Below are 25,506 nucleotides of genomic sequence, written 5' to 3' on the forward strand. Positions count from 1 at the left end.
ATGAAAGAAGTTATTTGGAATTTCAAATCTTTTGAAGATTTATCTCCAAAAGAGCTATATAAAATAGTTCAATTACGCAATGAAGTTTTTGTAATCGAGCAAGATTGCATTTATCAAGATTGCGATGATAAAGATTTGGTTTGTGGACATCTTTGGGCAACAATTGGCGATGATGTTGCTGCTTATTCTCGAATTGTTCCAAAAGGAATTTCGTATGAAAATGAACCTTCGATTGGGCGCGTAATTTCGAATCAAAAATTTCGTCGTTATGGATTAGGAAAACAATTGATGAAAAATTCAATTCAGGTTATCGAAAATAGATTTAAAACAACTGAAATAAGAATTTCGGCTCAAGCTTATTTGAAAGAATTTTATTCATCTTTTGGTTTCGAGCAAGTTTCAGAAGAATATTTAGAAGATAATATTCCACATATCGAAATGTTGAGAAAATGAAATTCTTAAAATACTTTTTCATTGCGCTATTTGCAACTTTTATTGCATTGGTTTTGGTTGATGTTTATTATTCAAATCAACTCAAAAAAATAGCATTGTTTAGTGGAGAAGTACAAGAATGGAACGAAATAGAAGAAGGAAAAACGAATGTAGAATTAGCTATTTTTGGTTCTTCACGAGCTTTTATTCAAATTAATCCGAATATTTTAGAACAAGATTTAAAATTGAAAACGCATAATTTTGGGCTGAATGGAAGTAAATTCAAAATGCAATTGTATCGTTTCAATTTGTATTTGAATCATAATCCGAAACCAAAAATTGTTGTTTGGAATTTGGACACATTTTCATTTTCGCATATTGATGAAGTTTTTCAACCGAATCAATATACGCCGTTTATGCTGTGGAATTTTAAATTATTTGAAGCGTTAAAAGAATATAAAGATACGAAGTTGATCGATTTTGTTTTGCCACTTTATCGTTACAGAGATCAAACCTATTGGAAAGATCAAATAGCAAGAGCGAAAAGAGAAAAGCTACATAAAGATGGACTTTTTCGTGATGATGGTTTCAAATCATATAATCGAAAATGGAATGTTGATTGGGAAAAGATGAAAAAGAAAAATTCGGATTTTGATTTTTCAGATTATGCTTTGTTAGAAGAATTAATTGCAAAATGTAAGCAAGAAGATATTCAACTAATTTTTACAATTGCGCCCGAATTTTATAAAGGTCAAGATTATATGTTGAATAGGGAAGAAGTGATTAAGCGTTATCAAACAACATTGCAAAAACATAATCTTTTGTTATTAGATTATTCAAACGATTCGATAAGTTTTAATCAAAAATATTTCTACAATACAACACACATGAATAATAAAGGAGCAGATGTTTTTTCAAAAGAATTAGCAAAAGATTTGGCTAAAATAGTCAACTGATTGTTGTTGTTTTTTTATCAAGAACTTATTCGTAAATTTGTGTTCAATCAAAAAAGTATAAATGACAAATTTTGTATCCATATATAGAAATAACAACCAATTGTGGTTGTTTTTGTCATTGGCTTATTTACACGATGATACTTTTTTAAGAAGCTCAAAAGAGTTTATAAATTAATCCCTGTTAAAATCCGAGACAGGGAACTTCCAATTATTTAGCAAAATATTTATTACTGTAAAAATTGTTTAGCATTAAATGATACTTTTCGTATGGATTAGTGTTTGGATTTTTAGTAAACTATTTTTAACAGAATAATTTCATTAAAAAAGATCAAAAAAAAATGTCAACAAATATTATTTTAACAACAGGAACTTACGATTTAATTAAAGATCATATTAGAAGAAAGAAAGTAAACAAAGAGCAAGAAGAGATTTTAACAAACGAATTGAAACATGCTCAACAAGTTTTAAGAAAGGATTTAGCTGATGATATTGTTTCTATTGGTAAAAAAGTGAAAGTAAAGAATCACGAATCTAATCAAGAAGAATCGTACAATTTTGTAGGGCCAAATTTTGCTAAGCCGAAGAAAAATAAACATTCTATTTTGAGTGATGTAGGAATTGCAATTGTTGGTTACAAAGTTGGAGATACAATAAATTGGCCAAGCGATTTGGGAGAAATAAAATATGAAATTTTGAGCGTTGAGAATGCTTAATATAAAATGAAAACCGTAGTAAATACTACGGTTTTTTTATTCTTTTTTGTGTTAAATAAACGCCTGATAAAATCATTCCGAATCCAAGTAAATGAATCCACATAATTTTTTCGCCAACCAAAAATCCCCAAAAAACAGAAATTATAGGCATTATATAGGTAACCATTGAGGCGAACATAGAACCAGTAGATTGAATTAATTTGTAAAATAATATCATTGCTAAAGCAGTTCCCAAAAGCCCCAAAATAGCTACAAAACCTAAACTTTTTAATTGTTGTTCTGTTCCTTCGAAAATGTTAAAAAATCCTGAAGTAACTAAAACCAAAAGTGAAGGTAATAACCAAATTGTAAACAAAGCTGAAGATAATTGGAAAGAAGGAACATCGTTTAAATAGCGCGTTATGATTAAACTGTTTAAACCATAAAGTGCGGTTCCTAAAACAATTAATAAACAATGCGCTAAGCTATTTTCACCAGAAAAACCATCTCCGCCAATTAATAAAACAGCGCCTATAAATCCAATTATAGCGCCTAAAACTTGATTTTTAGTTCCTTTGATATTGAAAAATAATGCGCCAAAAAGCAAAACAAATAAAGGAACTAAGGAATCTAAAATTCCTGCCATTGAACTCGAAACGTGAGTTTGTGCTATTGGGAATAAAAACATTGGGATAAAATTTCCACAGAAACCAGCCAATGCAACATATTTCAATTTATTTTTCGGAATTTTGAATAAGCTAGGAATTCCCCAAATAGCTAAAATTCCTCCAGCAATTGTTAATCGTAATGCTCCTACTTGATATGGCGTGTAAGCGACCAATCCTTGTTTGATGAGAATAAATGAGCTTCCCCAAGTTAGCGCCAAAACGCCAAGGATGATCCAATGTTTTAGTTCGATTTTCATTTTCTAAATTTGCGCAAAGATGCGAAAGTTGAAAGATTTTACAAACACAAAATTATTTGCAAAAACAATCTTTTGTATGATCGTTCACCATTCCTGTTGCTTGCATATGTGCATAAATAGTAGTTGAACCAAAGAATTTGAAACCGCGCTTTTTCAAATCTTTTGCAATTTGATCCGAAATTTCTGTTGTTGCAGGAACTTCTTTTATGGAATTCCAATTATTGATAATCGGTTTGTTGTCAACATATTTCCAAATAAAATTGGAAAAAGAACCAAATTCTTTCTGAATTTCGATAAACAATTTTGCATTATTAATTGCGGCCGAAATTTTTCCTCGATGACGAATAATTCCTTCATTTTGTACCAATTCATCAATTTTGGCTTCATCAAATTTGGCTACTTTTTCAACATCAAAATCTGCAAATGCTTTTCTGAAATTTTCTCGTTTTTTAAGAATTGTAAACCAACTTAATCCTGCTTGAAAAGATTCGAGAATCAGAAATTCGAATAAAATTTTATCATCTTTTACAGGTTTTCCCCATTCGTTATCGTGATAATCAATATAATCTTGGTCTTTATTTACCCAAGCGCAACGTGTTTTTTCCATTGTTTTTTTTATAATTTTTGTAAATCATCAATACATTCTTCAAGTCCTTTTATCCAATCAGGATTTATGGTTTTTATATTTTTTGATTCATTGAGTTCTTGTTGTAAAATAGGAATGAAATCTTTGTTTTCTGTTTCTAAAATAGCTTCAAATAACAAAGAACCGAAATCATCTTTTATAATTTCTTGTTTAATAACTTCGATAATTCGATTATCTTTTCTTTTAGCTAAACCAATTATAGCTTCCATTCTTGTCTCTTGGTGGTTGTCATTTATACGATTCCATAAGGCTTCTCTAATAGATTCGTTATCAAAATCAACTTGACCGATATAAAAAGTAGCCCAACTTCTTATGTGGTTTGCTTTATCTTTGGAGAATTTAATTAATACATCAATAGCTTTTTCATTTTCTATAAATCCAAGCGCGTTTACAATTCCTTGTTTGATTAAATCAGTATTTGAATTTTGAAAAGAACAGATTTTATTAATTTGTTTTTTGTTTAATGCTTTCTCATTAAAACTGATTCCTGAAAGTATAGAAAATAGAACATTTTCATTTGTCTCAGAATTTAATAATTCAAAATAAATTTTTAGAGTTTCTTGTCGGAAAGGTCTTTTGCCTTTGCCTAATTGAGCTAAAATGTCAATCCCAATAATTTTCTTTTTTTGGTCGTTTGAATTAATAAGTTCAACACATTTTTCAAATAAATCTTGACTTGGTCGACTTCTTAAAATTCGAATTGTTTCCTAGCGAGATTTATCAGTTTTGTAGTTTATTGATCGAGAAATAAGTTTTTCGTCACTCCAATTTAGTTTACTCATGATGATAAATTTTTATAAGCTTCTTCAACCGAATAAACGGGGATTTGACAAGTATAATTTTCGCAAATATGAATGGATGTTTTATTTTCGATGAATCGATTTTGAGTGATTTCTAAATTCTTGGTTTTTGAAGCAACAAAAATTGCATTCGGAACATAAAATTGTTGAATTTGTTTCGAGAATTCTAATGCATTTTCTCCAACAATTACAATTTCCTTGAACGGATAACTGAAGTTTAAATACAATTGAATCCAATTTGCAAAACCAGTTGGATAATCGTGAATTTTTTCATCGATATTGGTTAGCATTTGCTTTGCTTGCTCGATGTATTTTTCTTGATTGAGAATTTTACCTAATTTGAATAAATTATTTGCCATCACAGAATTGGAAGATGAAATAACATTGTCATAAATTTCAAATGTTTCGTTAACCAAAGGTGTGTCGTAATGCGATTTGTACGCAAACATTTTATTCTTGTGATTATAAAATTGATTAAAAACTTCTTCTGTTAAAGTTTGAGCAGTTTCTAAATAATGTATTTCTGAAGTTACTTCATAAAGTTTGATTAAGGCTTCAATCATTAATGCATAATCGTCTAGAAATCCTGGAATTGTTGTTTGGTTATCTTTATAATTTCTGAACAAAATTTCTCCATTCCATTGATTTTCTAAAATAAAATTGGTTGCGTTTTTAGCTAAATCAAGATATTCATCATTTTCGAAAGTAAGATAAGCATCGCACAAACCTTTTATGGTTAGCGCATTCCAAGAAGTTAATACTTTTTCGTCGCGATGCGGTTTTATACGTTGTTCACGAATTGGAAGAAGCATTTTTTTCCATTCAGTAACTTTAGTATGAAGTTCTTCTATTGTAATATGATGTTTTGTAGCAAAATCTTCATTGTCTGTTAATCGCATTAAAATCATATTTCCATGTTCCCATTCTCCAAATTGATTAACATTATAATATTGCTGAAATAACTCAAAATCATCTTTCAGAATTGTTTGTAATTCCTCAGATTTCCAAACATAATATTTTCCTTCTTCACCTTCGGAATCAGCATCAATAGCAGAATAAAAAACATTTTCTGGAGAAAGTATTTCATCTTTTAACCAATTAATTGTTTCCTCAACAATTGTTTTGTATTCCTCTTCACCAAAAACTTTACAAGCATTAGAATATAGAGAAAGCAATTGTCCGTTATCGTAAAGCATTTTTTCAAAATGAGGAACTTTCCAATATGAATCTACCGAATATCGAGCAAAACCACCTTTTAGTTGATCGTAAGTCCCACCAAAAGCCATTCGATCTAATGTGATTTTGGTTTGAATCAAACAGTTTTCATTTTTTGTTTGTGAACCATAACGCAAAATTGTTTCCCAAGCATTTGGTAACATAAATTTTGGTGCACGATTAAAACCTCCCCATTCATCATCGAATTGTTGTTGCCAAAATTCAAACGTTTCATCAATTTTATCTTTTGAAAAATTTGAAGAAGATTTCAATTCGATTGTTTCCATTTTAGTCAAACCATCAGCAAGTGAATTTACATATTCCATTGTTTTGGTTGGATTGTGATGATACAAATGATGAATATTTTCTAACAATTCGATCCACTGAGCTTTTGGGAAATAAGTTCCGCCATAAAATGGTCGACCATCTGGTAAGGCAAAAACATTTAACGGCCATCCGCCAGATTGATGTATCAATTGAGAAACATTCATATACAAAGCATCTAAATCAGGGCGTTCTTCACGATCAATTTTAATGCAAACAAAATAATCGTTCATTATTTTTGCGACTTCATGATCTTCAAACGATTGATGTTCCATCACGTGGCACCAGTGACATGCAGAATATCCAATAGAAATTAATAGAGGTTTATCGACTTCTTTTGCATACTTTAAAACATCATCACTCCAACTTTGCCACCACACAGGATTATTTTCATGTTGTTTTAGATATGGGCTTGTTGCTGATTTTAGATTATTTTGTTGAAAATTCATGATTCTTATTTGGAAATTTAAAGTTCGTACAAATTTTGTGGATGAAAAATTATATTTTCGAGAAAAATTAATTTAAATGAACGTTTACGAGTATATTTCTATAGGAGCATATATGGCTTTGATGATTGGGATTGGAATTTATTCTTACAGGAAATCAACAAGTAATTCCGAAGATTTCTTAATTGGAGGAAGAAAAATGGGAGCAGCTGTTACAGCGCTTTCTGCAGGAGCCGCAGATATGAGTGGTTGGCTGTTGATGGGAGTTCCAGGAGCTATGTATTTTACAGGATTGTCGAGTGCATGGATAGCAATTGGCTTAACGACAGGGTGTTTTCTTAACTATATTTTTGTAGCACCTCGTTTACGTATTTACACAGAAATTGCTCAAAATTCAATTACTCTGCCCGTTTTTTTTGAAAATCGTTTTAAAGATAAATCTCGTTTATTGCGAATTGTTTCTTCTATATTAATCTTAGTATTTTTTACCTTATATACATCTGCAGGAATGGTTTCTGGAGGAAAGTTATTCGAATCTGCTTTTGGATTAGATTATATGACTGGACTTTGGATGACAAGTTTAGTCGTTGTGCTGTATACTTTCTTAGGAGGTTTCTTAGCTGTAAGTTTAACAGATTTTGTACAAGGAACTATTATGGTTTTAGCCTTAGTAATTGTTCCGATTGTAGCTATAACTGAAATTGGTGGAGTAGGAGAAACGTTCTCTTTGATTAATGATAAAGGGGATAAATATTTAGATTTATTTAAAGGCACAACAACTATCAGTATTTTATCTTTAATGGCATGGGGATTAGGTTATTGTGGACAACCACATATTTTAGTTCGATTTATGGCAATTGGTAACCCAAAGGATTTAGCAAAAGCAAGAAACATTGGGATTACTTGGATGATTTTTACAGTTGGAGGAGCTTTGTTAGTAGGATTAGTAGGAATTGCATATTTAATGAAATATGATCATGGTACAATGTTAACATTTGATAATTCTAAAACAGAAGCAGAAACAATATTCATTTATTTTTCTCGTGTTTTGTTTCATCCATTAGTAGGAGGATTCTTATTATCAGCAATTTTAGCTGCAGTAATGAGTACTATTTCTTCTCAATTATTAGTAACATCAAGTTCATTAACAGAAGATATCTACAAAGCATTTTTAAATAAAAAAGCAACATCAAAACAATTGTTAACAGCAAGTCGTTTATCGGTTTTAATTGTCGCAGTTATTGCTGTTCTATTATCTTTAACGCCAAAAGATTCTATCTTAAACTTAGTCGGGAATGCTTGGGCTGGTTTCGGATCTGCTTTTGGACCAGTGATTCTTTTCTCACTTTTCTGGAAAAAAACTTCTTGGCAAGGTGCATTAGCAGGTATGCTAGCAGGAGGAATTGTTGTATTAGCTTGGGTTTATGCAAACCATGATTATAAAGATTGGTACGAAATGATTCCAGGATTTATTTCTTCGGTTGTCGCTATTTATGTAGTTTCTTTATTAACTCAAAAACCGAATCAAGAGATTGATAAAGAGTTTGATGAAATGAAATCAATTTTGAAAGATAATTAGCATTGTATTATAGGAATATCAATAAAATATAAAAATTAGGTAGACATTTGTCTACCTTTTTTATTGATGAAAATATGAATTTAATATTAGAATGTTAAAACTTTAAACTTCAACAATTGTTGATAAGTTTCACTTGTAGAGAATATGGTCAAAAGGGAGATTTGTTTGTATATTTGTAAAGTTTGATTAAAAAAATAGTCAAATACTAAATCAATTTATACGAAAAGATGAACGATATTATCCAATTACTGCCAGATCACGTAGCCAATCAAATAGCTGCAGGAGAAGTTGTACAACGACCAGCTTCTGTGATAAAAGAGTTAATTGAAAATGCGGTGGATTCTGGTGCAACTTCTATTCAAATTATCGTAAAAGATGCAGGAAGAAGTTTAATTCAAGTAATTGATAATGGTTCGGGAATGAGTGTGACAGATGTTCGAATGGCTTTTGAACGTCACGCAACTTCTAAAATTAGAACAACAGAGGATATTTATAATATCCATACAAAAGGTTTTCGTGGAGAAGCCTTGGCTTCTATTGCTGCGGTGGCACAAGTAGAAACCAAAACGAGAAGAGAACAAGATGAGATAGGTTCGCAATTGGTGATAGAAGGTGGAGAAGTTCGCAATCAAGATCCTGTGGTTTGTTCAGTAGGAACATCTATTTCGGTTAAAAATCTTTTCTATAATGTACCAGCTCGTCGTAATTTCTTAAAATCAAATCAAGTCGAGTTTCGTCATATTCAAGATGAATTTCAACGTGTTTCGATGGCGCACGAAAATATTAGTTTCTTTTTACATCACAATGATGCTGAAGTTTATCATTTGAAAGCAGGAAATTTAAAGCAACGTATTGCTCAAATTTTTGGAAAAAAACTAAGCTCTCAAATTATTTCAGTTGAAGAAGATACAGAAATTGTAAAAATAAAAGGTTTTGTAGGAAAGCCAGATGCCGCTAAAAAGTCTCGCGGAGAACAATTTTTCTTTGTAAACAACAGATTTATCAGAAGTGGATATTTACACAATGCAATTGTAGATGCTTTCGAGAGTTTGTTGCCTGCGGGGTATAATCCATCTTATTTTTTGTATTTAGAAATAGATCCATCTAAAATTGATATCAATATTCATCCAACAAAAACTGAAATAAAGTTTGAAGATGAAGCCTTGATTTTTACAATTCTTAGAGCTGCAATAAAACATGCTTTAGGACAGTTTAATGTAATTCCTTCGTTAGATTTTGAACAGGATCCGAACTGGGCTTTCATTCCTTCTGCAACAGAAGATACAGAAATTAAAATGCCAGAGATTAGCGTTGATTCTAGTTTCAATCCTTTCGAACATCAACAAACAAGATCTCCAAAACCATCTGATATTCGAGCGAATATGGATTTTTATAAAGATGCTGTTGAGTTGGAAATCGAGAATAATCATGCTCATCAATTGTTTGAATCTGAAGATTTTCAAGATAGTTTTGAAGTCATTCAATGGATGAATCAATATTTGGTTGTTGAATATCGTGGCGAATTGTTAATCATTGATCAGCATAGAGCCCATCAAAAAATATTATTCGAAAAGTTTATTCATTCAAATAACGGAAGTGCTTTGGTACAACAAATGCTTTTCCCAATCGAATTAGAGCTTTCTCCAAACGATCGCCAAAAATTAATTAACGTAGAACATCAATTGTTAAGTTTTGGTTTTGATATTTCGTTGGAAGAAGAAATTATTCAAATCAATGCAATTCCTGTAGATGTACAACAAGAAGATGTTGTTTCGATATTTATGGATTTTATAGAAGAGTTAGAATACCAAGAATCAATTGAATTAGATAATACTTTTGCGAAAATATTAGCAAAAAATGCAGCCGTTAAGAAAGGAATTTCATTAAAAGCGGAGCAAATGCAAACTTTGGTAGAAGAATTGCTAAGATTACCAAATCCAAATTATACGCCGTATGGACGTCCAATTTTTGTACAAATGAATACGGCAGATATCAAAAAAACATTACAATAAAAGATGAGACAATCTATACCACCAGTTACCAAGAATTTACTTATTATTAATGGTTTATTCTTTTTTGCTACGTTTGTTTTTATGCAGACTAGGCAAATCGATTTGAGAGTGATTTTAGGTGCTTTTTATCCGGAATCTCCCAACTTCAAATTTTGGCAAATTTTGACGCATATGTTTATGCACGCAGATTTCTCGCATATATTGTTTAATATGTTTGCCTTGTGGATGTTTGGTTCTGTTGTTGAGCAAACTTTTGGTCCAAAGAAATTTTTGACAATGTATTTATTAGCTGGTTTAGGTGGTTTTATATTGTTTAATGCAGTTAATTATTTTCAGATAGAGCAGTTAAAAGAAGCTATTCAAGCACAAGGAATAGGTTTAATTCAAATTTATGAAGCTGCAAAATTGAGTGCGGAAGGAACTTATCATCCTAATTCAATTATTTTAAGTAATCAAGCAGCATCAGAACTTTTAGTTAATTATATAACGCCAATGGTTGGTGCTTCTGGAGCGATTTATGGATTATTATTGGCTTTTGCAGTATTGTATCCGAACGAAAAATTAATGTTAATCTTTTTCCCTGTTCCTGTAAAAGCGAAATATTTTATTCCAGTAATGGTTTTAATCGAATTTTATTTAGGTTACCAAAACATAGGAAATGTGGCGCATTTTGCTCATTTGGGAGGAGGTTTAATCGGTTTCTTATTAGCAAGATATTGGAAAAAGAATTTATATAGACGAAATTAAAGAATGGCAAATAACATCTTAGACGATTTAAAATTAAAATATTCATCAGGAAATAGCGCAACAAAACTAATTTATATAAATGTTGTGGTATTTTTTACCTTATTAATTATTGATTTTGTTTTACGTACAATAGCAAATTCAATTTTTACAACAACAGGTTTGTTTGCATTATCTTCATTTAACGATTTGTTGTTGCAACCATGGCAAATCCTGACCTATTCTTGGTTACATGGAAATCTTTTCCATTTGATAATGAATATGGTTTTGCTATATTTTGTAGGACAAATGTTTTTACAACAATTTCAGAATAGGAATTTAGTCACATTCTATATTTTTGGAGGAATTGCGGGTGGAATTTTCTTTTTATTGTTTCAGAATGTTTTCAGTTATTCACACCTGTTAGTTGGTGCTTCGGCAGCGATTTATGCAATCTTTTTCGCAATGATTTCGTATAATCCCAAAATGCCAGTTCGTTTGTTATTAATTCCAACTTCATTTCCATTGTTGTATGTTGGTTATGTATTTATTGCGTTCGATGTTTATAACATTATAGCAGATCAAAATGCAGGCGGTAGCATTTCTCATTTAGGAGGAGCTATTTTTGGTTATCTTTACATGAAACAATTTGAAAAAGGAAATGATTTCTTAGGTAAATTTATTTTCAAAGTAGAAACATTATTTACTAAAAAAGAGAAATCAACTTTCAAAACATATAAAAATAATTCTTCAACTTCTTCGCGATCAAATATACCGAAAAATGATTACGATTTTAATCATCAAAAAGTTGAAAAACAAAAGAAAATTGACGTAATTTTAGATAAGATTTCTCGTTCTGGTTACGAGAGTTTGTCCAAAGAAGAAAAAGACTTTCTATTTAGAGAAGGTAGATAAAATGAGTATCATCAGTAAGTTTAAACTAAATTATTTCAATCGTTTAGTACTAACAATCAATATTGTGTTTTTGTTGGTAGCTTATTGTGTGTACTTAAATAAAATTTTCACGCCTACAGAAATTCCATATTTTAACTTTATTTCTATAGGATTTCCTATCTTATTTACATTTGGAGCGCTATTTTTAGTGTATTGGTTATTTGTAAGTTGGCGGCACTTTTTATTAGTTTTAATTCTTTCTGCCGGATTATTTTATCCAATTTATCTTTCATATCCTATTGTGCAATTCAATAAAGTGCAAGATCAAAAAGCAGATTTATCAATCTTAACTTATAACACACATGGCTTTAAAGACGAAGGAACAAAAGAACTTCTGATTAAGAATAAAGCTGATATTATGATGCTTCAAGAAGCGTATGAAGGCCAACAAAAAAGTTTGAAAAATAAAGAATTCAAAAATTATTATTCTGAATTTTATGGTTTATTAACTATTTATAGTAAATATCCGATTATTCAAACTAAAAAAATAACGCCCGATGATAATGAAGATTTAAATGGATTAGCAGCTTATGCTGATATCGATTTAGGTAATGACACGATTCGTGTGATAAATGTTTATCTCGAACCGATGTATATTGATAAAGCATTGGTGAAAGATATTATTCAATCTGATGATTCAAGAACTGCTGAAATTTCTAGTCGAAAAGTTGAATTAAAATTGGTTCAAGGAATGCAAAAACACCAAAAACAATTGGAAGCAATTATTCCTTATATCACATCTTCTCGTCATCCAGTTATTTTAGGAACAGATCTTAATTCGACACCTGTTTCATATGAATATGAAAAATTAAAAAAATATCTTCAGGATTCTTATATTGAAGTAGGAAAGGGAAATGCGACAACTTTTCATGGATTTAAATTTCCGATTAGAATTGATTATTTATTTCATTCTAAATCATTTAAACCTATTGAAGCACATGTTATTCGAAAAAAATTCTCTGATCATTATCCAGTAGTTGTAAAATATAAAATTTCAGAATAAATTTTTCCTATATTTATTCTATAATCAATCAAAATGAACCAGAAAGAAAGCTTTATTCAAGAGATACAAAATCGTTATTCCTATAAAAACGATAAAATAATTTTAGGCAAAGCCAAGTTAAATGGCGAAATTGTAGAAGAAGCTGAGATTTCAGTTGCCTTAAAAACAATGAACCGACATGGGTTGATTGGTGGGGCAACAGGGACCGGTAAAACAAAATCTTTGCAGATTATTGCAGAACAGCTTTCTTTGAAAGGTGTTCCAACATTATTGATGGATATCAAAGGAGATTTATCGGGAATTGGAGCTGCTGCAAATCCGGACGATAAAAATGCACAAGAAAGAATGGAAGCGCTTGATTTGCCTTTTGATCCGCAAGCCTCTCCTGTCGAATTTTTATCTATTTCTGATGAGCCTGGTGCAAGACTTCGTGCAACAGTAAGTGATTTTGGACCAATTCTATTCAGTAAAATTTTACAACTGAATGAAACACAAGAAAGTATTATTTCAATTATATTCAAATATTGTCAAGATCGTAATTTACCTTTAATTGATTTGGAGGATATTCGTCGAGTTTTGCAATATGTAACAGATTCTGACGAAGGAAAATCTGAATTAAATTCTAATTACGGAACAATTTCACCTGCTTCTTTAGGAGCTATTTTACGTAAAATTGTTGCATTGGAACAGCAAGGTGCAACGAAATTTTTTGGAGAACCAAGTTTTGATGTTCAGGATTTATTGAAAACAAAAGATGGAAAAGGCGTTGTAAATATTATTCGTTTGATTGATATTCAAAATCAACCTAATTTATTTTCAACTTTCATGTTGAGTTTATTGAATAAAATTTATTCTCAATTTCCAGAATCTGGGGATTCAGATAAACCAAAATTGGTTATTTTTATTGATGAAGCTCATTTGATTTTTAAAGAAGCTACAAAAGCTTTATTGGACCAAATCGAGACAATGGTTAAATTAATCCGCTCAAAAGGGGTTGGATTGTATTTTGTAACACAAGTACCTGGAGATGTTCCAGATGCAGTTTTGAGCCAATTAGGTCTTAAAGTTCAACATGCATTAAGAGGTTTTACTGCAAAAGATCGCAAAGAAATTAAAAAAGCGATAGAAAATTATCCAACTACAACTTATTATAAAGCCGACGAAGTTATTACTCAATTAGGAATTGGTGAAGCTTTTGTGACAGCTTTAGACGAAAAAGGAATTCCAACTCCTTTGGCATACACTTATATGCGTGCGCCAAATTCGAGAATGGATGTTTTGACACCAAATGAAATTGATACCATTATTTCAAATTCAGCTTTAGTAACAAAATATGCAACAAACATTGATCGTGAATCAGCGAATGAAATTTTATCACAAAAATTAGAACAACAAAAAAATATAGAAAAACCCACGACAAAAACAACTTCAACAAAGAAAACTCCGAAAGAAAAAACTTGGAGCGATAATCCTGTTGTTCGTGATGTAAGCCGTACTGCAACTCGAAAATTAATGGATTTTGGAATGAAAATGTTAACTAATTTTTTAAAAGGAAAAAAATAAGCAGGTGTACGCGATTTTAGATATAGAAGCGACTGGCGGAAAAGTAGGAGAAGAGTCAATCATCGAGATTGCGGTGTATAAATATGATGGTAAAGAAATTATTGATCAATTTATATCATTAGTTAATCCAGAAAAAAAGATTGATCAATTTGTACAAAGATTAACGCATATTTCTGATAAAATGGTGCTTACTGCACCCAAATTTCATGAAATTGCAAAACGTATTGTTGAAATTACAGATGATTGTATTTTGGTTGGACATAATGTAATGTTTGATTACAGAATGTTAAAACAAGAATTTGATCGTTTGGGCTATAATTACGAGAAAGAATGGATTGATACATTTGAATACAGCGAAAAGTTAATTCCTGGATTGCCATCATATTCTTTAGGAAAGCTATGTGAATCACTTGGTATTTTAGTCACAGACAGACATAGAGCTTCTGGTGACGCACTCGCTACAATTTCATTATTCAAATTACTTTTGGATAAAGATTCAGAGAAAATAATTACGAAGAAAACAGGTTTAAAACAACCCAAAAAGGCACATTCTAAATATCAAAAACTTCTTGAAGGTTTGCCGAATTCAATAGGTGTTTATTATTTATATAATAGTAGAAAGCAACTTATTTATATTAGTCGAAGCAATAATATAGCACAATCGATTAATCAAATTTTTACATCGAAAACTTTAAAGGCTAATAAGCTGAAACGTTATACACGTTCAATAAAATTCGAAGAAACAGGAAGTGGTTTTCTTGCAGCAATTAAAGAAAATAACGAGGTTTTGAATAATAAACCAATGTATAACGTAAAGTTGGTCGAAAATAAAATTTATCCTTTTGGCTTATATTATTTGGAATCTAAGCGTGGTTATTCAAGATTAGAGATTGGTAAAATAAGAAAAGTACAACCTCTTTTGAAATTCAAAACAAAAGAACGTGCTAAAGAGGTTTTAGAAAAAATTATTAATGATTATAATCTTTGTCAACAAGTAAATGCTGGAATTAAATCTGATGATTCGTGCTTTCAGTACAAAGTGAACAAATGTAATGGAGCTTGTATAAAAGAAGAGCCTAGAGAAGTTTACAATAAAAGAATCCAAGATTTTATTGAAACAACAGAATATCCATCTCAAACTTTTTTGATTATTGATAAAGGAAGAAAAGGGATTGAAAAATCTTTTTATTTAGTTGAGAATGGAGAGTTTAAAGGATATGGTTATTATGAATATCATCATCAAATCAAAACTTTAGATAAAATTCATAATATCTTAATTCCAATTCAAGAAACAGATGAAATTAAAAATATGTTGAAATATTTTTTATATAAAGTTTCTTCAAATCCTAATCAAATAGTCATTCTTGAATAATTATTTCGAATAAAATTAATATAGAAGAAAATATAAAACAATAAAAAAGCTCAGTTAATATTAACTGAGCTTTTTTGTATGATTATTAAATTTAGACTATTTAATTTCTTTGAAAATTACTCGTCTATTTTCTAAGTTTTTCCATGCAGGACAGTTTGTAACAGGGTTACATTCAGCCCATTTTAAATCAGATTTACCTTTTCCAATAGAAGATAATTTTGTAACATCTACTCCTTTATTAGCTAAGTAACGAACTACTGAAGCAGCACGTCTTTCAGATAATTTTTGGTTGTAATCTGCACCTCCAGCTGCATCTGTATGACCTTCTACTATAAATTTAAAATCAGGGTTAGCCAATAAAACTTCAGCAGCATGATTTAATTTTTCGTATGATTGTTCTCTAATACGATCAGAGTCATAATCAAATTCAATACCTTCTAAATATGCATTAATTGTTGTAGCAACATCTTCTCCAGAAATTCTTATAACTTTCTCTGGACATCCTCCATTTGTTGGTGGACCAGGAATTGTAGGGCATTTATCCTCACTATCTGGAACTCCATCTCCATCAGAGTCTAAAGAACATCCTGAACCGTCAACACGAATTCCTTCAGGAGTACCAGGACATTTATCCCATTGATCACAAACTCCATCTCTATCTTCATCAATACACTCAAAAGGAGTTTGTTCGATAACAGGTCTCAAGTGGATAGGAGATACCCATTGTAATGCATCTTTATGCTTACCTATTTTATAGTGTACACCTAAAGATAGAGTAATCATATTATCATCACGACCAGGATTTGCGTCAGCAGCAGTCCAATAACCAGGTTCAGGATTTCCAGAACCGTCAAATTGTTCATCACCAGTCATTATGTACATAGCTCGTAACTCCAAATCAAAACGATCATTTAATTTATGGCGTAAACCAGCACCAACTTGAGAATAGAACGATCTAACACCTAATTTTTGATTAGTAACTAAATCATAATTCGTTCCTGAGCCATAGAAATGTTGTCTATATGCTTTGTAACCTATGAATCCTGCACCAGCATATAGGTGAAATGCCCATTTAAATTCAGTTTTATTATCAACTCTTCTCAATAGATTAGAAGCATTAATATCTACCATTCCAGATATACCGTGATACTCAGTTCTTCCATGAGCTTTCCCACTATAAGCATTACCCCACTTAGTATTGTCATATATGGTACCTTTTTGTCTCGTTTTTCCTAATTGATATTGTAGACTCAAGCCAAAAGCATGCGTAATTTGTTTATTTACTTGAAACTGAAGGTCGTATCCGGGCGAAAAATATCCGCCACCCCACCAAGAGGAAAGATCGGTATTCTGTAATAAACTACCACCTCCAAAAACAGAAATAGACCAATCATTGAATTCTTTCTTACTGTTATTGAACGGTTTTTCATCATACTTGGTTTGAGCAGATACACAAGCAGCAGCTCCCAAGATTAATAAAGATATAAGTTTTTTCATAGGTTAGAAATTATTATTATAACTAATATAAAGCATAACTAAATATTTTACAAAACTAATGATTTAATAATTAATATCTTAAAAAAAAGATAAACTTTTGATAAAATCTCTAGAAAAGTTCTGATGATGTGGAATTTTTAACTTGTTAGAGTCAATAAAAAGATTGTTAAAGAATAATATATCAATATCGATTAATCTATCAACATATAATTCATTTCCTTTTGGTTGAGTATATGTTCGTCCCATATTTACTTCAATTTCTTTTACTTTTTTTAAAAGTTCAAAAGGAGAAAATGAAGTTAAGATTTCAACCTTTTGATTTAAGAATAAATGATTAGTCGTAAACCCTTCAGCTTGATTTTCTAAAATATTTGATTCTTTTTTTATTTCCCCAATATCCTTATTAATAAGGTTTTTAGCAATTTCTAGATTATTTTTTTTGTCTCCTAAGTTTGTTCCTAGTAACAAAATGACTTTATTTTGCGACATATAAGGCAAAAGTAATAATAAATTAAAAATGAAAAACTTTTTCGGGAGAGTATTCTCAACAATTATAGGAAATTTATTAACGATTAGTGTATTTGTAATCATACTTATCGTTTTAATATTTGTTTCAGCATTATCTGCTCCAACAAAAAGTGTAAAAGAAGGTTCTGTTTTAGAGATTTCGCTCGAAGATCCTATTATGGAAAGTGATATGGATCGTTCAATTTCTATTTTTAATATGTCAGAAAATTCAAATATTTTCTTACAAGATATTCTTCATTCTATAGAAGAAGCAAAGAATGATGACAAAATCAAAGGAATTAGTTTAAAACTTGATAAGTTTTCTGGAGGAGCAACACAAGCCACAGATATTCGTAATGCATTAGAAGATTTTAAAAAATCAGGAAAATTTATTTACGCTTATTCTAATTCGGGAAGTCAATTATCTTATTATATAAGCAGTATTTCAGATAAAATTTATCAAAATCCTTTGGGAGGAACTTTATTACAAGGATTAAGTTCTAACATTATGTTTTTCAAAAATGCGGGAGATAAATATGGTATCGATTTCCAAGTAATTCGTCATGGACAATTCAAAAGTGCTGTAGAACCTTATATGAGAACAAACATGTCAGAAGAAAATCGTTTACAATTATCAGAATTGTTGAATGATGTTTGGGGAAATGTCTCTAATTCGATTACAAAATCACGTAAAATTTCTCCAGAAGAATTCAATTTGGTTACAGATAGTTTATATGCATTTATTCCAGAATTAGGAAAAGAGAAAAAAATATATGATGTTTTAGCACAAGAAAATGAATATCAAAAAATGTTATTCCAAAAACTTGGTTTAAAAGAAGAAAAATCAAAAAGTGAATTCGAAATTCTTGAAAAACATACTATAAAAATTGAAGATTATTTCGATACATTATCTGATAAATCAGAAAAAGATAAAATTGCAGTTTTATATGCTTCTGGAACAATTACAGAAGGCGATGGTTTTGATGGAATTCAATCCAAAACTTATGTAGATGCTATTCGTAAAATTAGCCAAAACGATAAAATAAAAGCGTTGGTTTTACGTGTTAATTCTCCTGGAGGAAGTGCAAATGCATCAGAAGAAATTTTATATGAATTAATGCAATTAAAAACAAAAATGCCAATTGTCGTATCTTTTGGTGATGTAGCAGCTTCTGGTGGATATTATATTGCGCAAGCTTCGGACAAAATTTACGCTCAGCCAAATACAATTACCGGATCAATTGGTGTTTTTGGAATGATTCCTAACGCACAAAAATTATTGAATAATATAGGATTAGATTTTGATGAAGTAAAAACAAATGCTAATGCAGATCAGTTGAAATCATTAACGACTCCATTATCACCAACAGCCAAAAATACAATGCAAAAATCAATTGTATTGATTTATGGTAAATTTGTGAATCATGTTGCGACGAATAGAAAATTAACTTATGAACAAGTTGATAAAATAGGAGAAGGACGAGTTTGGTCTGGAACTCGTGCAAAAAAAAATGGTTTGATAGATGATTTCGGAAGTTTAGATACAGCGATTAAAGAAGCTGCTAAATTGGCTAAAATCGAAAAATATTCAACAGAAAATTATCCAAAAAGAAAAGATTCTTTCGAAGAATTTATAGAGAATCTTCAAGGAAAAAATACAGAAGCAGCAATTGCAAAAGAATTAGGTTCTGATGGAATTAGAATCTATAAAGAAATAAAGTTGATGAACGAACAAAAAGGTGTTCAAGTTAGGTTACCTTACAATATTCAAATTCAATAAAAATCATAAAAAAGGGTTAAAAATATTTTAACCCTTTTTTATTGTTAAAATCTTACTATTTTAGTAAAAATTTTTAGATGATTAAAAAATTAAATTCTCTTTTATAATCATCTAAATTTATTATACTTTTGTACATTCATTTTTAATAATACTGAGACATAATCAACGATGGGATTATTTGATTTTTTCACGCAAGAAATTGCGATTGACTTGGGGACTGCTAATACTTTAATTATACATAATAATAAAGTCGTAGTAGATAGTCCATCTATCGTCGCTATACATAGAAGAACAAATAAAGTTATTGCTGTTGGAGAACAAGCAAAACACATGCAAGGTAAAACGCATGACGATATAAAAACAATTCGTCCTTTAAAAGACGGCGTAATTGCAGATTTTGAAGCTTCAGAATTTATGTTGACAGAGTTCATCAAGAAAATTCCTGGAATTCAAGGTAAATTATTTTCACCTTCACTTCGTATGGTGATTTGTATTCCATCTGGAATTACAGAAGTTGAAAAACGTGCTGTAAAAGATTCTTGTGCTCGCGTTAACGCAAAAGATGTTCGTCTTATTTACGAACCAATGGCTGCCGCGATAGGAGTTGGAATTGATATTACACAGCCTAAAGGTAACATGATTATTGATATAGGTGGTGGAACAACAGAAATTGCTGTTGTTGCTTTAGGCGGAATTGTTTGTGATAAATCTGTAAAAATTGCAGGAGATGTCTTTACAAATGATATTGCATATTATTTAAGAACGCATCACAATTTATATATTGGAGAAAGAACCGCTGAGCGTGTTAAAATTGAAGTAGGAGCTGCTGTAGAAGAATTAGAGCATGCACCAGAAGATATGCCAGTACAAGGACGTGATTTGATAACAGGAAAGCCAAAAGAAATTACTGTAAATTACAGAGAAATTGCGCGTGCTTTAGATAAATCAATTTTAAGAATAGAAGATGGTGTGATGGAAACTTTATCTCAAACTCCTCCAGAATTAGCAGCAGATATCTACAATACAGGTATCTATATGGCTGGTGGTGGAGCTATGTTGAGAGGTTTAGATCAACGTATTTCTAAAAAAACAGGTTTACCAGTATTCTTAGCAGATGATCCTTTACGTGCAGTTGTTCGTGGAACAGGTATTGCACTTAAAAATATTGATAAATTCACTTTCTTAATGAAATAGAAGAGTAAAGAGCAATGCAATATATTCTGAATGCGATTAGAAGAAATGGAATGCTATTAATTTTTGTCTTTTTAGAGTTAATTGCGTTGTTTCTTGTCTTTAAGAAAAATATTTACCACGAAACTATTCTTGCCTCTGCAAGTACATCATTTACAGGTTATGTTGATGATAAAATTGCGAAGGTGACAAACTTTATTAATTTACCTAGTACGAATAAAGATTTGATGGATGAAAATGCCTTTTTGCGTGAGCAATTGGTGCATTTAGGTATTAAAGATGCTAAGACTAAAAAGTTTTACAAATCTGATACCTTAGGTTATCATCAAAGTTATTCTTTTGTTCCTACAGAGATCGTAAATAATTCTATTATCAAAACGCAAAACCTTTTGACAATTGATAAAGGAACCAATGACGGAATAGAAAAAGGAGACGGAATCATTACAAATAATGGTGTAATTGGTATTGTAACTTTTGCAGGGAAAAACTATTCTCGTGCAATTTCATTGTTAAACAAGGATATTAATATTAATGCACGTATAAAAGGAAATCAGTATTTCGGAACAGTAAAATGGGATGGAAAAGATCCGCGTTATGTGCAATTATATGAAATTCCAAAATATATCGAAGTGAAAAAAGGAGACATTATCGAAACGGATGGTAAATCTCCAGTCTTTCCAGAAGGTATTATCATTGGTAAAGTTGTAAGCAAAGGAGTTGATGAAACAGGTGAATTGAAAATTCAAGTGAGATTGAAACAAGACTTTGCTAATTTAGCCCAAGCTTATGTGGTAACAAACCTTAACAAAGTAGAAATTCAACAAGTAGAGAAATCAGATACAATAACAAGTCCACAGAATGTTCAATAAAGACTTTTTAATCAATCTTATCAAGATTATCATTTTAGCTTTACTACAAGTTTTTGTGTTCAATCACATCAATTTTCTAGGAAGCTATCAGCCATATATCTATATTGTATTTGTGTTATTTTATCCACCTTCTCAAAATAAATACGCATTATTAATCTTATCATTTATGTTAGGATTGATGATCGATATTTTTGAATATACAGGAGGAATTCATGCTTTTGCATTAACACTTATCGCATTTATTAGAAATCCAATTATTAAACTTTTAGCTGGAAAACAAGACTATGAAATGGAATTTTTCTCTTTCAATACGTTGAGTATTGCACAATGGTTATTCTATTTTGTTATCCTAATTCTTGTACATCATATTATCTTATTACTTCTTGAGAATTTTAAACCATCAGGAATTGGACCTTTAATGTTGAAAGGATTAATCAATTCGGGAATAACTTTTGTGTTTGTCTTTATTTATAAAATTTTATTTAAAAATAAAGTCGGAGTATGAAAAAGTTGATGATTGTTTATGCACTCATCCTATTTATAGTTTTTCTATTTATAGGACGTTTGGCGTATTTGCAATTATTTACAGATCGATATACATTAAATGCATTTAATACTTCGATCAAACAAGAAATTATCTATCCAAATCGTGGAGATATTCTCGATCGAAATGGAAAATTATTAGTGAGTAATACTTATTCTTACGAGTTAGATGTCATTCCAGGGAAGTTAATCGACAGTTATGGAGAATATATGAGCGGTTTTGATAAACCTAAATTCTCTAAAATGATTGGAATTTCTACGCAAAAATTTGATTCTATTTTAGATAAAATTGTAACGGCAAAAGATTATAAAAAATTATCTCCATATCCCTTTTTAAAAAATATTTCGCGCGAAAACTTTGCACGAATGCAAGAACAATTGTATTTGTATCCTGCGTTTAGTATTATTAAACGTCCTGAGCGTAAATACATGGTAAATTCTGCCGGAAATATATTGGGCTATATAAACGAAGCTAATCAAGCATACATCAAAACAGATTCTACTTATTATCAACCAGGAGATTTGGTTGGTATTGCCGGAGTTGAGAAATCGTATGAAAAAGATTTGAGAGGTGTAAAAGGTGTTAAAAACTGGATTGTAGACCGAACAATGAATGTTGTAGGTCCATATAAAAACGGAGATTACGATAGACCTGTTAAAAGTGGAAAAACTGTTCATCTTACAATCGATTATCGTTTACAAGAATTGGCAGAACAAATGCTTCAGAATAAACGTGGAGCTATTGTCGCTCTTGATCCTAATAATGGTGAAATTTTAGCTTTAGCCTCTGCACCAACGATTAATCCATCGGATTATTTAAATTCAAAATTAAGAAATGCATTAATCAACGATTCTATTTCTCGTCCAACTTTTGATAGAGCTTTGCAAGGAACTTATCCTCCTGGTTCTACATTTAAGATGGTTACAGCTTTAGCTGGATTGCAAATGGGAACGATGACAGAACAAACAACTTATGTTTGTAAACATGGTTTTCGTTATGGACGTATGCATATCGGTTGTCACTGTGGAATGTATTATGCTCCACAAGGTTTAGAACGAGCGATAGGAAAATCATGTAACAACTTTTTCTCAGAAGCTTATCGTGATATTGTTCGTAAAGATCCGAATGATTACAGTGTCGGAATCAATGAATGGGCTTCAATTATGAATAGTTTCGGTTTAGGAAAATTCATGGGAACAGATTTACCTGTCGGGAGTAAAGGTCTTATTCCAACTGCTGAATTTTATGATAATCGTTTTGGAGAAGGTGTTTGGAATCCTTATCGTATTATTTTTAATGGTATGGGACAAGGAGATATTAATACGACACCACTTCAAATGGCCAATTATACAGCGATTATTGCTAATAAAGGATTTTTCTATACACCACATATTGTACATAGTATTGATGGAAAACCGTTGACAGATTCTACTTATATGGTGAAAAAAAATACGTTGGTAGATCCAAAACATTTTGACATCATACATCGTGGAATGCGTAATGTATTTACAATGGGAACAGCACGTAGTTTTGATACAAGTTCTTTTGTTCAACTAGGTAAAACAGGTACTTCTCAAAATTCTCATGGACAGGATCACTCATTATTTGTATTGTTTGCACCAGCAGATAAACCTAAGATTGCAATAGCAGCTATTGTAGAAAATGGTTCTTGGGGGACAACTTATGCTGGTCCAATGGCAAGTTTGATTGCTGAATTATATGTAACAGATACTATAAAACGTCCTGCATTAGTTCAGCGCATGAAAAACGGTAATCTACAAGGAGAATATCGCCGTCAATGGATCGATTATTTGAAAAGAAAAGGATTATACGTAGAACCTAAAAAGGATACAATCGGAAACAAAATAGATAGTTTAAAATTAAAAAAAGATTCTACAAAACTAAAACATGAGCCAAAACAGATTACTAAAAGGAATTGATTGGACAGTATTGATCCTGGGATTTCTAATAGTGACTTTCGGGATTATGAATGTGTATAGTGTCAATCCAGATTTAGGTGTAAAACAGCTAATTTGGTTTGGACTTGGAATGGTTATGATTTTAGCTTTGGTGATTGTTAGTGGAAATAATCGTAATTTTTTTGAGATTTATAGTCCTGTTTTTTACATTATTTCGCTCCTCTTACTCGTCGGTGTTTTGATTGTTGGTAAAGAAATTAATGGAGCAAAAGCATGGTATAGATTTGGTCCGCTGAGTTTGCAACCAGCAGAGTTTGCAAAGATTGGAACGGCTTTATTAATTGCCAATTTTATTAATCATTCTAATGCTAATCTTAAAGATTTAGGTTTTGTTGGGAAGATATTAGTAATTATTGCAATACCAGTAGTTTTAATTCTTTTACAACCCGATTTAGGTTCAGTAATTATCTTTTGTTCATTAAGCATAGCCTTATATCGAGAAGGTCTTAATCCATGGATAATTCTCGCTCCAATTATCTTATTAATCATTTTCTTAATCTCGATTGTACAAATCCCTTTTTACGTTTTATTAATTTTAGGATTTCTAATTCTGACGATTGCATTATTAATATTAGCATTCAATTATAATCAGAATGTTGTTGATGCAATGCATGGTGTTTTAATTGGCTTATCAATTTTCTTTTTATTATTAATTGTTGTTTGTTTTTTGGTTGAAGATTTATCAGAAACAACGCGTGAATCATTTGGACATCTATTTCCAATGCGTTCATTATTCTTTTCGGAACCAATATTTTTCAACACGACATTTTTTGGATTAATAGGATTTTTTATTTCAATTATTCCAGTATTAATTTTAAAATTAACAGAACAGAAAGAAATTAATAGTTCACCGTTCAAAACACAAACTGGTTTATCGGCAAATGTGTTAAACTTTAGTATTATTGCATCTATTGTTTTACTACTTTTTGCAAGTATAGTTAGTTTTATTTCGCCTATTATTTTCGAAAAATTACCAAAACATCAGAAGGAGCGTGTTATGGTTTTATATGAAGGTGAGGCAAAATATCGCGATACGTCAGGTTATAATTTATTGTATGCAAAAACAGCAATAGGTTCTGGGGAATTATATGGAAAAGGATATAACCAAGGAACAATCAAAAAAGGACGATTTGTGCCTGAACAACAAACGGATTATATTTTTACGACTGTAGGAGAGGAATGGGGCTTTGTAGGAAGTACAGCTTTAGTGATTGTCTATGCAGTTTTCGTAGGACGATTATTTTACTTAGCAGAGCATCAAAAAAATAGATTTGCTCGCTTTTATGGATATTCTGTCGCTTCGATCTTATTCTTCCATTTCTTTATTAATATTGCAATGGTAATTGGTCTTTTTCCGACAGTTGGTATTCCACTGCCTTTCTTTAGTTATGGAGGTAGTTCCTTGTGGGGATTCACAATTCTAATTGGGATTTTCCTTATTATTCATTACAAAAATAATCAAGGACTTATTTAGAAATAAGTTAATAAAATAAAAAA

Annotated in this window: 22 protein-coding genes; 16 read left to right on the plus strand and 6 right to left on the minus strand. The window is 30.7% G+C overall.

Going from position 1 to position 25,506, the window contains the following annotated elements:
• From ACMHJW_RS05950 to ACMHJW_RS05960, 3 genes are all read left to right on the plus strand, one after another.
• A complete protein-coding gene (locus ACMHJW_RS05950) occupies positions 1 to 453 on the plus strand; it encodes a GNAT family N-acetyltransferase (RefSeq protein WP_413532494.1) in 453 nt (150 codons plus the stop codon).
• A complete protein-coding gene (locus ACMHJW_RS05955; RefSeq protein WP_413532495.1) occupies positions 450 to 1,388 on the plus strand; it encodes a hypothetical protein in 939 nt (312 codons plus the stop codon). The genes ACMHJW_RS05950 and ACMHJW_RS05955 overlap by 4 nt, the downstream gene beginning before the upstream one ends.
• A gap of 338 nt (positions 1,389 to 1,726) precedes the next feature.
• Positions 1,727 to 2,101, plus strand: coding sequence for a GreA/GreB family elongation factor (locus tag ACMHJW_RS05960; RefSeq protein WP_413532496.1), 375 nt, complete (start codon positions 1,727 to 1,729; stop codon positions 2,099 to 2,101).
• 25 nt (positions 2,102 to 2,126) lie between these two features.
• Here the strand turns inward: ACMHJW_RS05960 and ACMHJW_RS05965 are convergent, their stop codons facing one another.
• From ACMHJW_RS05965 to ACMHJW_RS05980, 4 genes are all read right to left on the minus strand, one after another.
• Positions 2,127 to 3,005, minus strand: coding sequence for a DMT family transporter (locus ACMHJW_RS05965; RefSeq protein ID WP_413532497.1), 879 nt, complete (start codon positions 3,003 to 3,005; stop codon positions 2,127 to 2,129).
• Between the two features lie 52 nt (positions 3,006 to 3,057).
• Positions 3,058 to 3,612: a DNA-3-methyladenine glycosylase I gene (locus tag ACMHJW_RS05970; RefSeq protein ID WP_413532498.1), complete on the minus strand. Its 555-nt coding sequence runs from the start codon at positions 3,610 to 3,612 to the stop codon at positions 3,058 to 3,060.
• 8 nt (positions 3,613 to 3,620) lie between these two features.
• Positions 3,621 to 3,860: a hypothetical protein gene (locus ACMHJW_RS05975; RefSeq protein ID WP_413532499.1), complete on the minus strand. Its 240-nt coding sequence runs from the start codon at positions 3,858 to 3,860 to the stop codon at positions 3,621 to 3,623.
• A gap of 569 nt (positions 3,861 to 4,429) precedes the next feature.
• Positions 4,430 to 6,439, minus strand: coding sequence for a thioredoxin domain-containing protein (locus ACMHJW_RS05980; protein WP_413532500.1), 2,010 nt, complete (start codon positions 6,437 to 6,439; stop codon positions 4,430 to 4,432).
• A 76-nt stretch (positions 6,440 to 6,515) separates the two neighbouring features.
• Between ACMHJW_RS05980 and putP the strand changes: the two genes are divergently transcribed.
• The 7 genes from putP (at position 6,516) to ACMHJW_RS06015 (ending at position 15,642) form a co-directional block, all read left to right on the plus strand.
• Entirely contained in the window at positions 6,516 to 8,015 is a 1,500-nt protein-coding gene (putP, locus tag ACMHJW_RS05985) for a sodium/proline symporter PutP (RefSeq protein WP_413532501.1), read from the plus strand.
• 227 nt (positions 8,016 to 8,242) lie between these two features.
• Positions 8,243 to 10,027, plus strand: a complete 1,785-nt coding sequence (gene mutL, locus ACMHJW_RS05990) for a DNA mismatch repair endonuclease MutL (RefSeq protein ID WP_413532502.1) — start codon at positions 8,243 to 8,245, stop codon at positions 10,025 to 10,027.
• Positions 10,028 to 10,030: 3 nt separating this feature from the next.
• The gene (locus ACMHJW_RS05995; protein WP_413532503.1) at positions 10,031 to 10,774 is read left to right on the plus strand and encodes a rhomboid family intramembrane serine protease; all 744 of its coding nucleotides are present in this window, start codon (positions 10,031 to 10,033) and stop codon (positions 10,772 to 10,774) included.
• Between the two features lie 3 nt (positions 10,775 to 10,777).
• Positions 10,778 to 11,665 (plus strand): rhomboid family intramembrane serine protease, encoded by an 888-nt coding sequence (locus ACMHJW_RS06000; protein WP_413532504.1) that lies wholly within the window; start codon positions 10,778 to 10,780, stop codon positions 11,663 to 11,665.
• Between the two features lies 1 nt (position 11,666).
• A complete protein-coding gene (locus ACMHJW_RS06005) occupies positions 11,667 to 12,707 on the plus strand; it encodes an endonuclease/exonuclease/phosphatase family protein (protein WP_413532505.1) in 1,041 nt (346 codons plus the stop codon).
• A 33-nt stretch (positions 12,708 to 12,740) separates the two neighbouring features.
• Positions 12,741 to 14,270, plus strand: coding sequence for a helicase HerA-like domain-containing protein (locus tag ACMHJW_RS06010; RefSeq protein WP_413532506.1), 1,530 nt, complete (start codon positions 12,741 to 12,743; stop codon positions 14,268 to 14,270).
• A gap of 4 nt (positions 14,271 to 14,274) precedes the next feature.
• Positions 14,275 to 15,642, plus strand: a complete 1,368-nt coding sequence (locus tag ACMHJW_RS06015) for an exonuclease domain-containing protein (protein ID WP_413532507.1) — start codon at positions 14,275 to 14,277, stop codon at positions 15,640 to 15,642.
• 96 nt (positions 15,643 to 15,738) lie between these two features.
• Here the strand turns inward: ACMHJW_RS06015 and ACMHJW_RS06020 are convergent, their stop codons facing one another.
• On the minus strand, positions 15,739 to 17,139 hold the full coding sequence (locus ACMHJW_RS06020; RefSeq protein ID WP_413532508.1) for an OmpA family protein: 1,401 nt from the start codon (positions 17,137 to 17,139) through the stop codon (positions 15,739 to 15,741).
• Positions 17,140 to 17,217: 78 nt separating this feature from the next.
• Entirely contained in the window at positions 17,218 to 17,607 is a 390-nt protein-coding gene (folK, locus tag ACMHJW_RS06025; RefSeq protein ID WP_413532509.1) for a 2-amino-4-hydroxy-6-hydroxymethyldihydropteridine diphosphokinase, read from the minus strand.
• 49 nt (positions 17,608 to 17,656) lie between these two features.
• Between folK and sppA the strand changes: the two genes are divergently transcribed.
• The 6 genes from sppA to rodA all read left to right on the plus strand — a co-directional run bounded on the left by sppA (position 17,657) and on the right by rodA (position 25,483).
• Positions 17,657 to 19,426 (plus strand): signal peptide peptidase SppA, encoded by a 1,770-nt coding sequence (gene sppA / locus ACMHJW_RS06030; RefSeq protein WP_413532510.1) that lies wholly within the window; start codon positions 17,657 to 17,659, stop codon positions 19,424 to 19,426.
• 168 nt (positions 19,427 to 19,594) lie between these two features.
• Complete coding sequence (locus ACMHJW_RS06035) at positions 19,595 to 20,620, plus strand: rod shape-determining protein (protein WP_019975837.1); 1,026 nt, start codon at positions 19,595 to 19,597, stop codon at positions 20,618 to 20,620.
• A gap of 14 nt (positions 20,621 to 20,634) precedes the next feature.
• The gene (gene mreC, locus ACMHJW_RS06040; RefSeq protein ID WP_413532511.1) at positions 20,635 to 21,486 is read left to right on the plus strand and encodes a rod shape-determining protein MreC; all 852 of its coding nucleotides are present in this window, start codon (positions 20,635 to 20,637) and stop codon (positions 21,484 to 21,486) included.
• On the plus strand, positions 21,476 to 21,991 hold the full coding sequence (gene mreD / locus ACMHJW_RS06045; RefSeq protein WP_413532512.1) for a rod shape-determining protein MreD: 516 nt from the start codon (positions 21,476 to 21,478) through the stop codon (positions 21,989 to 21,991). Before mreC ends, mreD begins: the two co-directional genes overlap by 11 nt.
• On the plus strand, positions 21,988 to 23,970 hold the full coding sequence (locus ACMHJW_RS06050) for a peptidoglycan D,D-transpeptidase FtsI family protein (protein ID WP_413532513.1): 1,983 nt from the start codon (positions 21,988 to 21,990) through the stop codon (positions 23,968 to 23,970). The genes mreD and ACMHJW_RS06050 overlap by 4 nt, the downstream gene beginning before the upstream one ends.
• The gene (gene rodA, locus ACMHJW_RS06055; protein ID WP_413532514.1) at positions 23,939 to 25,483 is read left to right on the plus strand and encodes a rod shape-determining protein RodA; all 1,545 of its coding nucleotides are present in this window, start codon (positions 23,939 to 23,941) and stop codon (positions 25,481 to 25,483) included. The genes ACMHJW_RS06050 and rodA overlap by 32 nt, the downstream gene beginning before the upstream one ends.
• Positions 25,484 to 25,506: the final 23 nt, after the last annotated feature.

This window comes from Empedobacter brevis, assembly GCF_965118635.1.
Taxonomy (GTDB): Bacteria; Bacteroidota; Bacteroidia; order Flavobacteriales; family Weeksellaceae; genus Empedobacter; species Empedobacter brevis_A.